At 58.2% G+C, this 13,856-nt stretch carries 12 protein-coding genes and 1 riboswitch; of the genes, 7 read left to right on the forward strand and 5 right to left on the reverse strand.

Going from position 1 to position 13,856, the window contains the following annotated elements:
* The coding region (locus ACWI8T_RS04920) for a transposase (RefSeq protein ID WP_449138156.1) at window positions 1–421 on the forward strand (421 nt) is incomplete at its 5' end.
* Between the two features lie 422 nt (window positions 422–843).
* On the opposite strand, the gene feoB is transcribed toward ACWI8T_RS04920, so the two are convergent.
* Window positions 844–3,264 carry a ferrous iron transport protein B gene (feoB, locus tag ACWI8T_RS04925; RefSeq protein WP_449138157.1) on the reverse strand — a complete coding sequence of 807 codons (2,421 nt, stop codon included), beginning with the start codon at window positions 3,262–3,264 and terminating at the stop codon, window positions 844–846.
* A 331-nt stretch (window positions 3,265–3,595) separates the two neighbouring features.
* Here feoB and ACWI8T_RS04930 point away from each other — a divergent pair, with 331 nt between their 5' ends.
* Together ACWI8T_RS04930 and ACWI8T_RS04935 are read left to right on the forward strand one after the other, a co-directional pair.
* A complete protein-coding gene (locus tag ACWI8T_RS04930) occupies window positions 3,596–4,549 on the forward strand; it encodes an L-lactate dehydrogenase (protein ID WP_288482742.1) in 954 nt (317 codons plus the stop codon).
* Between the two features lie 191 nt (window positions 4,550–4,740).
* The gene (locus tag ACWI8T_RS04935; RefSeq protein WP_449138158.1) at window positions 4,741–5,298 is read left to right on the forward strand and encodes a phosphatase PAP2 family protein; all 558 of its coding nucleotides are present in this window, start codon (window positions 4,741–4,743) and stop codon (window positions 5,296–5,298) included.
* Window positions 5,299–5,389: 91 nt separating this feature from the next.
* Here ACWI8T_RS04935 and ACWI8T_RS04940 read toward each other — a convergent pair whose 3' ends face one another.
* The 3 genes from ACWI8T_RS04940 to ACWI8T_RS04950 are packed head-to-tail and all read right to left on the reverse strand — an operon-like array spanning window position 5,390 to window position 8,110.
* The gene (locus tag ACWI8T_RS04940; RefSeq protein ID WP_329936370.1) at window positions 5,390–5,671 is read right to left on the reverse strand and encodes a molybdopterin-binding protein; all 282 of its coding nucleotides are present in this window, start codon (window positions 5,669–5,671) and stop codon (window positions 5,390–5,392) included.
* A 25-nt stretch (window positions 5,672–5,696) separates the two neighbouring features.
* Window positions 5,697–6,506 (reverse strand): molybdopterin-dependent oxidoreductase, encoded by an 810-nt coding sequence (locus tag ACWI8T_RS04945; protein WP_449138159.1) that lies wholly within the window; start codon window positions 6,504–6,506, stop codon window positions 5,697–5,699.
* Between the two features lie 11 nt (window positions 6,507–6,517).
* The gene (locus tag ACWI8T_RS04950) at window positions 6,518–8,110 is read right to left on the reverse strand and encodes a molybdopterin-dependent oxidoreductase (RefSeq protein WP_449138160.1); all 1,593 of its coding nucleotides are present in this window, start codon (window positions 8,108–8,110) and stop codon (window positions 6,518–6,520) included.
* Between the two features lie 247 nt (window positions 8,111–8,357).
* Here ACWI8T_RS04950 and ACWI8T_RS04955 point away from each other — a divergent pair, with 247 nt between their 5' ends.
* The 3 genes from ACWI8T_RS04955 (at window position 8,358) to ACWI8T_RS04965 (ending at window position 11,938) form a co-directional block, all read left to right on the forward strand.
* Window positions 8,358–9,047: a hypothetical protein gene (locus ACWI8T_RS04955; protein WP_329936366.1), complete on the forward strand. Its 690-nt coding sequence runs from the start codon at window positions 8,358–8,360 to the stop codon at window positions 9,045–9,047.
* 26 nt (window positions 9,048–9,073) lie between these two features.
* Entirely contained in the window at window positions 9,074–10,588 is a 1,515-nt protein-coding gene (locus tag ACWI8T_RS04960; RefSeq protein WP_449138161.1) for a response regulator transcription factor, read from the forward strand.
* 156 nt (window positions 10,589–10,744) lie between these two features.
* Window positions 10,745–11,938 (forward strand): tyrosine-protein phosphatase, encoded by a 1,194-nt coding sequence (locus ACWI8T_RS04965; protein WP_449138162.1) that lies wholly within the window; start codon window positions 10,745–10,747, stop codon window positions 11,936–11,938.
* 57 nt (window positions 11,939–11,995) lie between these two features.
* Here ACWI8T_RS04965 and murB read toward each other — a convergent pair whose 3' ends face one another.
* On the reverse strand, window positions 11,996–12,925 hold the full coding sequence (gene murB, locus ACWI8T_RS04970; protein WP_449138163.1) for a UDP-N-acetylmuramate dehydrogenase: 930 nt from the start codon (window positions 12,923–12,925) through the stop codon (window positions 11,996–11,998).
* Window positions 12,926–13,171: 246 nt separating this feature from the next.
* A riboswitch (FMN riboswitch) is annotated at window positions 13,172–13,286 on the forward strand.
* Between the two features lie 271 nt (window positions 13,287–13,557).
* Here murB and ACWI8T_RS04975 point away from each other — a divergent pair.
* A partial coding sequence (locus ACWI8T_RS04975; protein ID WP_449138164.1) for a bifunctional diaminohydroxyphosphoribosylaminopyrimidine deaminase/5-amino-6-(5-phosphoribosylamino)uracil reductase RibD occupies window positions 13,558–13,856 on the forward strand: 299 nt, incomplete at its 3' end.

The raw sequence follows: 13,856 nt of genomic DNA on the forward strand, positions 1-13,856 counted from the left end.
GGCCTACGACTTCGGCAGCGGCGAGATCGCCGCCTGGTCGATATCCGAGTCGCCGAACATGGCGCAGCAGGACGAGATGCTCGACATGCTCGTCCCACTGGTGCCCGCCGGCGCGCATCCGGTGATGCAGTCCGACATGGGCTGGCAATACCAGAGCGCCGGGTACGTCGAGAGGCTGCGCGGCGCGGGCTTCGTGCAGAGCATGTCGCGCAAGGGAAACTGCCTGGACAACGCCTGCACCGAGGGGCTGTTCGGACACATGAAGGATGAATTCTTCCGGGGCCGCGACTGGGACGACTTCGAGTCGTTCAAGGCGGATTTGGAGGCCTACATCGTCCATTGGAACACGCGCCGCAGGCAGAAGAGACTGAAAGGACTGACCCCGGAGGAGTTCCGGAATCAGTCCTTGATGGCGGCATAGCCGCGAGTTTTAATTAATGCGTCCAAGATTTGGAGCGCAGTTCATTATCCGACGGCGCTTTTGCTTTTCGCGTCCCGCCGCGTGGCCGCTCCCGATGCCGCAGCCCGCAACAGACCACGGTTCGCTACCGCTCGCATTCGCTCGCTATGCGCTCACCTGGCCTCATTCAACTTTAGAATTAAGAGCAAGTTTGAATTCGGACGGTCTGTAGCGGGCTGCGGCATCGGGAGCGGCCACCTCTTTCAGCGTCGATCGTCTTCCGGCCGAGGCGGGCGCAATCGGGGCCGTCTGCGTTCATTTCTGCTCTTTATTTCAAAATAAAACGCAGCCAGGGCGGCGCATAGTGAGCGAAGCGAACGGTAGCCGACAGTGGCCCCAGGCGCGCCCGCCTCGGCCGGAAGGCGACCGCCAACGATTCCCTACTACACAATTCCGAACGCCAAGCACCCAGCATGGATGCAGAACGCAACCACCCACGCGACGGCGCATTGCGCGACAACGAGCTTCGCCGCCGTGCGACCATTCGTCTCCTTTTTCACCGTGGCGATAGCCGCAACGCACGGCGTGTACAGCAGCGTGAACACGAGGAACGCATATGCCGTCGCAGGCGTGAAAATCGTGGGCAGCAAGCTCACATCGCCACCAAGCAGCACCGTGAGCGTGGACACGACGCTCTCTTTCGCCATAAAGCCCGTGAGCAAAGCCGTCGATGCGCGCCAATCGCCAAAGCCCAACGGCGCGAACAGAGGCGCAAGCACGCCGCCGATGGCCGCAAGCAAGCTGGAATCGGGAGATTCCGCCACAGATAGGCTTGCGTCGAACGTTTGCAGGAACCACACGACGAGCGTCGCGATGAACACGACCGTGAACGCCTTCTGAATGAATCCCTTCGCCTTATCCCACACAAGGCGCGCCACGCTCTTCGCGCTCGGAAGGCGATAATTCGGCAGCTCCATCACGAACGGCACGGGCTCGCCGTGGAATTTCAACCGCTTCAACGCGAGCGCATACAGCACGCCCACCACCATGCCAAGCAGATACAACGACAGCACTACCCACCCGCGCGCGGCGGGCTCGAACAGCGCGGCCGCGATGAAGCCGTAAATCGGCAGCTTTGCCGAGCAGCTCATGAACGGCACGAGCAAAATCGTCATTTTGCGGTCGCGCTCGCTCGAGAGGGTGCGCGCCGACATAATGGCCGGAACCGAGCAGCCAAAGCCCATGAGCATCGGCACGAAGCTGCGTCCCGAAAGGCCCAGGCGGCGCAGCGGCTTGTCCATCACGAACGCCACGCGGGCCATGTAGCCCGAGTCTTCCAAAATCGACAGGAAGAAAAACAGCGTGACAATCGTCGGCAGAAAGCCGATAACAGCGCCCACGCCACCGCACACACCATCGGTCACGAGTGAGCACAACATGGGCGCCACCTCGGCCGCCGCAAGTGCGTCGCCAATCGCGGCAATCACCACGTCGATGCCCTGCTGGAGCCAATCGGACAAAAATGCTCCAAGCCAGCTGAATGTCATAAGGAACACGAATGCCATAATCAAAATGAAGCACGGAATGGCCGTGAATCGCCCCGTAAGAATGCGGTCCGCGGCAACCGAGCGCTTATGTTCGCGGCTTTCATGCGGGCGCACTACTGTAGTGGTGCACAGGCGCTCGATGAACGAGAACCGCATATTGGCCATCGCGGCCTCGCGATCGAGTCCGCCTTCACGTTCGAGCGCGTCTACGAGCTGATTCAACGCGGCATTTTCCGCAGCAGGCAGCGCAAGCGAACGCTCGATAAGCGAGTCGCCCTCGACCATTTTCGTCGCGGCGAATCGAAGCGGCAGCCCCGCCTTGCGCGCCGCCGGCTCAAGCACGTGCATGAGCGCGTGAATGCAACGGTGCACCTCGCCAAGCGGATCACCCTCAGCCGTGTCGGCCGGGCAGAAATCGACGCGTTTGGGCACCTCTCGATTCAGCGCGACATGCATCGCATGATCGACGAGCTCGTCGATGCCTTCATTCTTTACCGCGGAAATGGGCACCACGGGAATGCCGAGCGCGGCCTCGAGCTCATTGATGCGCACCGAGCCGCCATTGGCGCGAAGCTCGTCCATCATGTTCAGCGCAAGCACCATGGGAATATTGAGCTCCATGAGCTGCAGCGTAAGATAGAGGTTTCGCTCGATATTGGTCGCGTCAACGATGTTGATAATGGCTGTGGGCGCATCGTCGATAAGAAAATCGCGCGTAACGACTTCCTCATTCGAATACGGCGACAGCGAGTAGACGCCCGGAAGGTCGACCACGGTCGCCTCGGGATGGCGCCGCAGCTGGCCTTCCTTTTTGTCGACCGTCACACCCGGGAAATTGCCCACATGCTGGTTCGCGCCCGTGAGCTGGTTGAAGAGCGTAGTTTTGCCGCAGTTCTGGTTGCCCGCCAAGGCGAACGTTATAGGTTGTCCCTTCGCGATGGGCTCACCCACATTGCGAACGCCTTCGTCGCCCGCAGCGCCCGCCTCGCCAATGCCCGGATGCCCGGCGGCAACCACCGGCGCAATGGACACGGCACCATACGAAGGCGCGGGGAGCTCGTCGACGGGCGCTATCGCCACCTGTTGGGCATCGGAAACGCGCAGAGTAAGCTCGTAGCCGCGCAGCTCAACTTGCAACGGGTCGCCCATGGGCGCCACTTTGCGCAACCGCACGCCGACACCAGGCGTTAGCCCCATATCGAGCAAATGGCGCCGCAGCTCGCCCGACCCATTGACCCCATCGATTATCGCGCACGCGCCCACCTCGAGCGCATCGAGCGTCATGCTCGCCTTGCCGTTTTCGCCCACGTTCAACATCTCCTGCTTTTCGTTAACGTAGGGTATCTTCACGCACGACAATCGAGTAACGCAAGGGTGACTTGCGGTTTATGAAGAGGGTCGGAAAATCCCCAAATAATGGAATTGAATCCGATGATTTTGCGAAAGAAAAAACGATTCCAATTTGAGCTGCGCCCGGAACGAGCTCTTCCCTCAATCACGCGAATCCCCTATCCCGCATGATTTCAGAATGAGATAAGACCTACACCACGGCGTCTCCATATTTGCGCCGCTCGCCAGCGATAAGCGACCGCACACGCATATAATTGCCCGAAACGCTTCGCACCACACAGGACAGAAAGGGTCGCGCATGTCCAAGCCAATCAATGATCGCAAAGTTGCCATTATCGGATGCGGGTTCGTAGGATCGTCAAGCGCATTCGCGCTCATGCAGAGCGGCCTGTTCAGCGAAATCGTGCTCGTCGATGTCGATCGAAACCGCGCCGAAGGCGAGGCGCTCGACATTAGCCACGGCATGCCGTTCGCCCACCCCTGCAAAATCTACGCGGGCGATTACAACGACATCGACGACGCCGCGATTATCGTGATTACCGCCGGCGCGAATCAGAAGCCCGGCGAAACGCGTCTCGACCTGGTCCAAAAGAACGTCGCCATTTTCAAAACGATCATTCCCCAAATCAGCAAACGCAATTACCAGGGCATCATTTTGGTGGTCAGCAACCCGGTCGATATTCTGACGTACGTCACGCTGAAGCTTTCAGGCATGCCAGCGACCCGCGTTCTCGGCAGCGGCACCGTGCTCGACTCGGCGCGCTTCAAATACATCCTCGGCGAGCACCTGAGCGTCGACCCGCGCAACGTGCATGCGCGCATCGTGGGCGAGCACGGCGATTCCGAGGTCGCCGTATGGTCGACCGCGAACATCTCGGGCATTCCGATCCACGATTTCTGCGAGCTTCGCGGCCATTACGACCATGAAGCGGCCATGAAACGCATCGCAGAAGATGTGAAGAACTCCGCATACGAAATCATCGAGAAAAAGCATGCGACGTATTACGGCATCGCGATGACGGTGAAGCGTATTTGCGAAGCCATTGCGCGCGATGAGAAGACCATCATTCCCGTATCGAATTACCAGAATGGCGAATATGGGCTGGACGACGTGGTGCTTTCCATGCCCGCCATCGTGGGCCGCGGCGGCGTCGAGTACAAAGTGCCCGCACCGTTCAACGCGCAAGAGCTCGCCCAGCTGCATGAATCGGCGAAAACGATGAAAGAAGTCATCGAAACGCTGGACTTGTAGGCCTTCATTGATGCATGGGGCAGGCTCGTTGCGCTCCATGCATCCACCTATCTCACTGCCCGCTGGCTCTCCTGCTCGCCTGCCTCACCTGTGATAACCTCGCGTTTTCGTTGCAGGCGTTGCCTGTTTGTCAAATCGTCGCAAAGTTTCCTCCAAGCATCTCGCGTATGCTTGGAGGCATGATGATTGAAATGATACAGAACGCAGATTTGTCCATTCTGCACGCCATTCAAGGGGCAGCAAGCCCCGCCTTGGACACATTCATGGTCGGCTTTACCACGCTCGGCGAATACGGAGCCGTATGGGTCCTGCTTGCTGTGGCGATGATTGCCGCGGGCAAACACCGCACCTACGGGTTCGCCATTTTGACCGCCATCGCACTGGTGGTGCTGTTCGGCGAAATTGGTTTGAAGCATTTGATTGCACGTCCGCGTCCGTTTTTGCTAGACCCCTCGCTTGCCACCACGCTGGTTACGCTGCCCGACAGCTATTCGTGCCCTTCAGGACACACGGCCTCATCGTTCGCCGCAGCCACCGTGCTGTGCCTGACGCCACTTGTGCACCGCTGGCTGAAGCCCGTTGCCGTGGGCACGGCGGGCATCATCGGGTTCTCGCGCCTGTATCTGTGCGTACACAACCCAACCGACGTGCTGTTCGGCGCCGTGGTGGGCACCGTTTGCGGCGTGGCGGCAGTCGCTATCGTGCGCAAGATTGCGGAAGCTCTGCATAATGGGAAAGCGCAGGCGTAAGCCACGCCTCCAACAGCCTTAAACACAAAATACCGAGCATAAAAAGGGCTGCCGCCGAAATGAATCGACGGCAGCCCTTCGTGGGAGGGACCTATTCTTCTACGACGAACGAAACTCCGTCTGGCGTGGGACTCGCCTGTCCTTGCTCGTTCACGCTGCGAACAAGCAAGCGGTACTCCCCCGAGCGCTTCGGAATGAATTCAAATTCCCATTGCACGAGCCTATCACTTGTCGCACCGGACGTTGCGTGCTCGGTCCAATGGGCTCCGCCGTCAAGGGAGAACTGCACTGCGACAATCGCCTTGTCGTAATCGTGGGCGTATCCGGAAAACGTCATTGGTGCGCCGACGCTTCCCTTTTGTGTTTTCAACATTGCAATCCTCCCTGAATGACGCTACCTATCGAACGTCAGCAATACCGACATTCGGCCTGTTCACGTATTCACCATCAACCGCCTGTTCGCTGCCGGGAGCAGCCGGAACCACGTCTTCATGCGTCACGCGAATCTCCACGATGTTACGCGTGAAATATTTCGCGGCAGCAGAATCGATCCACAGTTGGTTCGTGCCGCCCACTGAAGACGACAGGGTTTCGCCATTTATTTCGTAGCTGATCACCGAATGACGCGCCAGCACGTAATCCAGCGGAAGCGACACGTTATAGCCATCCTCCGAAACGAACGTCACGGTGTTGGCGTCGGCATTGGGCTGCGCGGCCTGGATAATGCCCGCAAGCGGGATTCCCGTAACCTGGGCATTGATGGCCGCAGGCCCGCCCGCGCCATTCGACACACATGCACACCCCATAATGGTGGTGTTCTCGTCGTCTTGGGCAAGTTCGCCAAGCGTTGCCGAATAGCCTGCCTGCACGTCGCCGCCCACCGTAATGCTCCAGTCGGCCGCATTGGCAACCGTGAGCTCGTCATCGGCGCCGCACAGCGCCGCGGCAGCCTTCTGGAATACCGCGCGGATCTTCTCGATAGGGGTCACCGTCGCCTGGCTGAACAAAAACGTGCCCTCGACCGTTTGCTCCTGAACAATCGGCGTCGCCCAATTCACGCCAACGGTTTGCGTAAGCGCGACGTCGTTCGCAGCACCGTTCGTTGCAGTGGAGCCATCGGCCTGAGCACCCGCCGCAAACGCCGCGCCCGGCGCCACCGCCATGGTGGCTACAGTCGCGAGCACAACCGCAGTTTTCTTGGTTTCCATTGCCATGCCTCCTACTCTTCAACCTTCACAAACAGCGTTACCGGTTCTTTCATCTCGTTGCCTTGGTCGTCGGTCGCGCTCATCTTGATTTCGTACGTTCCGGCCTTCTTGGGCGTCCAGCTAACGTCGTAAGAAATCCACTGGGTCGGATCGAAACCGGACAACACGTCGGACACCTGATATTCGGCCCAGTTCTGCCCCATATCGAAGCTGAACTTCACGCTGGCCAAGTTGCCCTGCACCCTGTTCCAGCTGTACACTGCGCCCGACAGGTCGACCTTTTCGCCAACCTTGTACGTGCCGCCGTTATTCTGGAACCACATGCCATTGATGGCGTAGCTCGGCGAAGGCTCATCGGACATGGCCATGGCGGTGTCGTTGAACGGCGCATCAGACTGGCAGAAATCGATCGACTTCACATGCTTCACCTGACGTGCGCCAGGCTCGCCTTTCGCGACCAGCGCAATGGGGGCGCCGTCGTCTTGGGTCAGATCTTCGCCGTAGTACTTGGTAACCAAATAGGCATCCTTGGTATAAATGCTCGAAACAAGCGGCATCACGAACGCCGACCAGCCGTCATACGCCGTGGCATTCACCGCATTGTTCCCATCAACCAAACCGCCGCACTGGTCGATGATGTATTCCATGGAAACGCCCGTCATGGGGATATTCGATACCAGCGAGCCACCCTGGCCATTGGTCGCGCATGCCAGATGCATGGTGAACTCAGTTTGAGGCATGGCCTGGAGCTCAGCTTTCGTGAACGACTTCGGATTGTTCACGCCGGTGATGCTTACCGCGTTGTTCTCGTTGCACACCCCATCGAAGTCGAAAGTTTCGCCGTTCTTTTCGGTAATCTCGCGGCCCCAGTTGTTCACGACGAACACGTCGTCGTGGTCGGTCGCCTTCTGATCGAACGAAACGTCAACCGTCGGGGCGGAATCCAGCGAAACCTCGGTAAGGTAGCCGCCCTGCGCACCACGCGATGCGGTCCAATCGCGCACGGTCACATCGGAATCAGCCCACACGTAGCCGCCCACGGCTCCGCTCTCATAGAAATCGTCCCAGAGCATAAATTGGTAATCGCCCTGGCCGCCATCGGAATTAACCGCATGGCAGCTCCAGCAGTTGCCGTTAGCATTCACGAAGGTGTCATTGCTGTAGTGGCTCGCATGAATCAAATCGCCCAGATACGGGCCCGTAAGCGTCGTATGCCCACGATGGCATGGCTCGCAATCTTTGTATGTTAAATTCTTGTCATAGCCAGTCTTAACCAGAATGTGGTTATTGCCGCCCTTAAGTTGCATCACGTCGAATAAATCGCTGTGGCACGAGTTGCATCCGCGATTGCCAGCATTCAGCATGTCGGTATTGGTGTAATTATCGGGGAACATACCCGAATCGTTATCCGTGAAATTCGGATACGCCGAGGCATCTGCGCTCGCCTGTTTCTCTTCGGAAGCGCTTTGCTGTCCCGAAGGCGAAGCGTCGCTCGTCGCCTTCGGCGAACACCCCCAGCACACCGCGCCCACCATTGCGACTGCGGCCAACATTACCGCGCACGCCACGAAGCGCTTCTTTGCTTTCGATTCTTCGACTTTCATCCCTTTCTCCTTCCTTAAGTCGCCTATCGCTGGAAGCGCAACCCAGCGATTTCCTTCGCACGCGCGGCCGCCTTGCGCGACGCCACGTACGTTGGAAATCGTATGGTTCGGCCGGTTTTGGCGCATCGGCAACTCTTGCCCAATATTTTTCGGCACATTGATGAGACTTCATCAACTTTTGATGAAGTGCCTCGTCAGAGGCTTCATTACCATCGCTTTTGCATTGTTGAAATGAGAAAGGGGAACTATGAAGCACTTTAAGATCGAATCCATAAGGCCCCGCATTGCCCTTGAGCGCATCGTCGCGACGATCGCGGCATTGTGTCTCGCGACGGCTTTGTGCGCTTGCGCCGGCTCGGCGGCGAAAAGCAGTGCGTCGAAAATTTCCGTAAGCAAAGCAATGGGCGAAACCTACCAAGCGGCATTGGAAGCCGCACACGACAAGGCTGCCGATGCGAAATTGCTCGCCATTCGCAGCTCGTCGTATTCTTCCGAAGACGCGCCGTCGCAGTGGATGTATTTGTTCTACTCTTTAGATAGAGCCTACGCCTACACGGTGTTCGTCTCCGATGGGCAAGCCACTGCGGCGGACAGCGGCCCCATGTCAATATCGCCCCAGGATTTTGACGCCATTCCCGATGCGTCAGCAATTACAATCGATGCCAACGATGCCTGGAATGCGATTGTCGAATCGATGGACGGCAATGGCGAGATATGCACCGCGCGCATTTTCCTTATGACCTATGTCAAAGGCGACGAAGACCCAACGCACGACGCCATGAAATGGTTTTTCTCGCTGAACGAGAGCGACAACTTGACATCGCTGTTCGACAACGGGCAAAACAAGCCCGACAATGCGCCCGCGCGCTTGTTTGCGGTCGATTGCGCGAACACTTCGGTGGAAGAGCTTGATGCGGGCGAACTCGCCGCGGAGTAACGAAGGTTTCAGAAGGAGAAGGCGCCATGGATGCTGCTGAAATAAAGGAGTCGCGCGCCGACGTGGCGCTTTTGCTGGCGACGCTCATATGCATCGCCAGCTCTTCCTCCATTGCGCACGAATACGCCAGCCGATTCCTTGATGTGGCTATCGCGTTTGGCACCGCTTTCAATATCCGGGCGTTTTCATGCGCGGCGCACGCTGTCGGCCTTGCCGTGGGCTTCGGAGCCGCGGCATTCCTAGGGCAGACAAACATATCGCGTCTGCGCGGCATGCGCGCGCTGGCCGCGTTCTTCCTATCGCAAATCGGCCTATTCGCCATCTTCTACGCGGCATTTGCACTCCACGCCGAGCTCGCCATCGTCGCGCTCCAAATCCCCATAGCCGCCCTTTCCGTGCTTTTCATCGCAGTCGTGGCGCACTATGTCGCGCCCCTTCCGAAGGGCGCCGTTCTCGTCTGCATCCCACTATGCATCGGTATTCCCGCGTTCATCGTGCAAGGCGTGTTCGGAGCGCTGGAAACGGCGCCCCTTGCAGCGGCGGTCATAGCCCACGTGGGGCTTCTTTGCGTCGGGTTGGTATGTGGTTCGCGATTCTTCCGGCGCCAGACGGCCAACGCGCCGCTCAAAGTGGAATCCGCCGCCTACAGCGCGCAACTCGATGTCGAGAATTCCAACAGCTCGCAGCACTCGCCCATACAGCCATGGCTTCTTGTTTGGATCGTTGTGTTCACATATGGCGCCGTTTTCGGGTTCTATCACGTCATCCCTCTTGGGCTGCCCACGCCTACGTCGTTCGGCGTGACGGCGCCCATCATTCGCATAAGCTCGAATTTGCTCGGTGCGGGGCTTGCCGCGGCACTTCTGATCTCTTCTTTTTCCTCTGGCCCACTCAACACTTCCGTGATTTGGAACAGGTTCTACCGTCTGGTATTCCCACTGGCAGTGCTCGCAGGGTTGCTTATCCCTTTTACACAGGCGCAAGGGTATCTGCTTTCCATCACCTGCTCCGAAACCGCGCTGTATTACTTCGACATGATTATTGCACTGGGTTGCATCGTCATATGCAAAACACTGCACGCCGATGCGACGAGCGTTTTCGCACACGCATTTTTCGCCCGCTCCAGCGGTTTTTTAGCGGGGAACATCGCAGGCGGCATTGCGCACGAAACCTGTTCGCTTTCAAACGAGCTTATCAGCTGCGTGGGAATTATCGCGTTTACCCTGCTGTTCCTCGTCACTTTTAACACGAACGGCGAAAAATATGCCAAAACGGTGTGGGGCATTTTGCCCAAGGAGGATCCGAAGAGCCGCTTCGACCGTAAATTGCACGAGAGATGCCTGCAACTTGCCAAAGAGTTCCAACTCACCGAGCGCGAAGCGCAAACCCTTGAGCTCCTGGCGCAAAACAAGCGGCCGAAAGAAATCAGCAACGACTTGGTGCTGTCCGTCGCAACCATACGCACCTACGTGCAAGGCATCTACACCAAGCTCGACGTTCATTCGCACGACGAGCTTTTAAAGGAGATAGAGAAAGAATAGCGCCGATAATCGACGAAATCGTAGCCCAAGCGCGCATGCCCAGCAGCCGAAAGGCCGCAACGCACCTTAGCAACAATGCTCGCCTACGCAATGCCCGATAGGAATCCTGCCACAGCGTTACAATACTCGATAAGAGCCCTCGTCCAAAGGTACAGCATGCCCAATCCAAATCTCGAGATATCGGTCGAACCGCCCTATTTCGTGGGGCGTGCCGTTGGTTTTTCTGGATGGGTGGACGATTTCGAGCACAACATTGCCGCCGTACAATTCTCGCTCGACGGCGGCGTGCACTGGACGGAATATGCCACGCCGGGAACCTCGGCCGACCGCGGCGTGCGCTGGAGGTTCACGTACACACCGCAGAAGGCGGGCCGCTATTTATTGAGCGTGCGCGCGGTAAGCGGCACCGGCGAAACCAGCACCCTGGTTTCGGGATACGCGTTCCGAGTCTTCGAAAACGACGCAGCAACATGCACTGGGCAATACCACAACCCGAACGGAAGCGCCCAGCAGCCAGTCCGAATGCCTGAGAATAATTCAGGACAATGCCAAAACGGGAATCAAATCGCGCAAGAAACCGACGCCGGCAGCACGATTAAGACGCGCGCTGCCGGCGCCCCTCTTCCCTTCGGCGGCTTCAATCTTCGCCCCATTGGCGAGCAACGCTGGGGCGCCTCCAAACTGTACCGTTCGGGCGAGCTGTTCGGCATAACGTCTGCCGACGCGGCGTTCTTAACGAACGACCTGGGCATTCGCACCATCTATGACATTCGCAACGAATTCGAAACCGCCGCCCACCCGCAGCCTTTCCTCATGGGAGCGAAAACCGTGGCACTGGTGCCCAATATGGAAAGGCGACGAAAAGACGCCAACAAACGCCTGGTGGCAGGCGTTATAGACAAATACGGCGAACCAGAGCAACGCATGCGGCAGAATTACCGCCGCTACGCCCACGAATACCCGCTTATCGGTAAGGCGCTGCGTTCCATGGCGGCCGAAGGCGCGCCCGCATTGGTGCACTGCGTGAACGGCAAAGACCGCACGGGCGTGCTGTGCGCCACCCTCCTGCGCATTGCGGGATTTTCGAACGAATTCATCGTGGCCGACTATCTGCATGCGAATAAAAGCAATGCCCGCCAAATCGCTGAAGAGGAAAAACGCCTCAGCGCAGGCATGACGCCTGACGAGCACGCCATCCTGATGTCGTTTCTGGAGGCTCGACCAAGCTATTTGGCGGCGTTTTTCGACGAGGCCGAAACCCAATACGGCAGCTTCAAAGGCTTTATAGAGCGCGGACTGCGCCTAACGCCCGAGCAAATCGACGTGCTGAAGTTCCTGATCGGAAGCTAGATATGCAGAAGCGACCAGGCTCGCTTACCTGACCGCTTCCCTTTTGGAAAAGTCGAATTAGAAGCCCCACATCTTCACTTCGGGCTCAAGTTCAACCCCGAATTCTTCTTTCACGCGCGCTTGCACATCGGCAATGAGCTGGCACACGTCAGCAGCGGTGGCACCCCCAGCATTAACCACAAACCCTGTATGCTTTTCTGACACCTGCGCGCCGCCGACCTTATAGCCACGCAAGCCGGCATCTTGAATGAGCTTGCCTGCGAAATAGCCCTCGGGGCGCTTGAAGGTCGAGCCGGCGCTCGGCATTTCAAGCGGCTGCTTTTCTACGCGACGCGCGTGGAAATCATCCATGCGCGCCTGAATTTCGGCTTGCGCATCGAACGAAAGCTCGAGCGTGGCTTCAACCACCACATAGCCCGCATCGGCCATCATAGAATGACGATAGCCCCATTGTGCCTGTTCACGCGTTACTTCAACGATTTCGCCTTCAGGCGAGACGCATTTTAGAGACACAGCCGCCATAGAAAAATCGCCCACATAGGCGCCCGCGTTCATGATAGCGGCACCGCCAATGGTTCCCGGAATGCCCTCGGCGAATTCGTAGCCCGCAAGGCCCGCCGCGCACGCAGCTTCGGCAACCGACAAATTAGTGGCGCCCGCCTGCGCGATCACGCGATTGCCTTCAACGCGAACCGCATTCAAATTTTCCGCCAAACGCATTACGACACATGCGAGGCCCCCATCGGCAATAAGCAAATCGCTTCCCAAGCCAATGACGCGCATCGGGGCTTCGGCAGCACCGCATGCGCGAACCACCTCGGCGACCTGTTCGGGCGAGCGAGGCGACACCATAACCGCCGCAGGGCCGCCAATGCGAAACGTTACATGCGCGGCCATAGGCTCGCCGACGCTCACGTTTTCGGTACCAACGATTTCACAAAACGTATCGAGAAGCGCCTGGCTTGGCATCCATTTCTGTTCGGGCATACGAACCTCCTTGTCGAGGGTGCGTCCACTTCTTCTAAGGGCGCGTCTTCAAGCGCGCAACCAACTGTTCAACATTCGCAAATCATTGTAGCGGCATTGGCGCAGGCGCGCCGAAGTTCGCCGAAAACGCACCGCCAGATGCTGCACCTGTTAAACGCTACGAGCACTTAACACCTCTCGCAAACTTTTTCAGATTTCTTATTGACACCGCAAAAAGCGCAGCGGTATAGTCCCTGCCAACGAAATACCAATCTTCAGGGCGGGGTGAAATTCCCCACCGGTGGTTACAGCCCACGAATCGCAAGGTTGATTCGGTGAAACTCCGAAGCCGACAGTACAGTCTGGATGAAAGAAGATTGCACCACGCGGCAGCATGCCGCGCACCAGTGCATTTGCAAGCCCTGAAACGTTCGCGTTTCAGGGCTTTTTGCATTGGCGGGATTTCGGGAGTTTGGACTCGCGAGAGCCGAGCGACACCGGGCGTCCATCGCCCACCCGCTCCAAACCCACGCGAGTTGATTGGCCACCGATTTCGACATCATGCGCATCAGCGCTCGCATGACGGAAATCGCAAGCCGCAACCTCCTTCCTTCTGCAAACGCCCTGATACGAGGCATAAGCAGGAGGCAACCATGGCACACAGCGAAGCCGATATCGAATACATGCGCCGAGCTATTGAGCTCGCGCGCCGCGGCACGGGATTCACGAATCCCAATCCGCTCGTAGGAGCCGTGCTCGTGCGCGATGGCGAAATTATCGCGGAAGGCTGGCACGCACGCTGCGGCGATCTTCATGCGGAGCGCGCCGCTCTTGCCAACTGCCGAGCTCGAAACATCTCGCCCGAAGGCGCGACCCTCTACGTAACCCTCGAACCATGCTGCCACACCGGCAAGCAGCCCCCGTGCACCGAAGTCGTCATCGAATCGGGCAT

The sequence above is a fragment of the Slackia sp. genome (assembly GCF_977041755.1).

Bases quoted from the DNA above. Each gene is read 5' to 3' on its own strand.
- ACWI8T_RS04965 (WP_449138162.1), top strand. From the start codon at position 10,745: ATGCCCAATCCAAATCTCGAGATATCGGTCGAACCGCCCTATTTCGTG.
- ACWI8T_RS04960 (WP_449138161.1), top strand. From the start codon at position 9,074: ATGGATGCTGCTGAAATAAAGGAGTCGCGCGCCGACGTGGCGCTTTTG.
- ACWI8T_RS04945 (WP_449138159.1), bottom strand. From the start codon at position 6,506: ATGGAAACCAAGAAAACTGCGGTTGTGCTCGCGACTGTAGCCACCATG.
- ACWI8T_RS04950 (WP_449138160.1), bottom strand. From the start codon at position 8,110: ATGAAAGTCGAAGAATCGAAAGCAAAGAAGCGCTTCGTGGCGTGCGCG.
- ACWI8T_RS04955 (WP_329936366.1), top strand. From the start codon at position 8,358: ATGAAGCACTTTAAGATCGAATCCATAAGGCCCCGCATTGCCCTTGAG.
- ACWI8T_RS04935 (WP_449138158.1), top strand. From the start codon at position 4,741: ATGATACAGAACGCAGATTTGTCCATTCTGCACGCCATTCAAGGGGCA.
- feoB (WP_449138157.1), bottom strand. From the start codon at position 3,264: ATGTTGAACGTGGGCGAAAACGGCAAGGCGAGCATGACGCTCGATGCG.
- ACWI8T_RS04940 (WP_329936370.1), bottom strand. From the start codon at position 5,671: ATGTTGAAAACACAAAAGGGAAGCGTCGGCGCACCAATGACGTTTTCC.
- ACWI8T_RS04930 (WP_288482742.1), top strand. From the start codon at position 3,596: ATGTCCAAGCCAATCAATGATCGCAAAGTTGCCATTATCGGATGCGGG.
- murB (WP_449138163.1), bottom strand. From the start codon at position 12,925: ATGCCCGAACAGAAATGGATGCCAAGCCAGGCGCTTCTCGATACGTTT.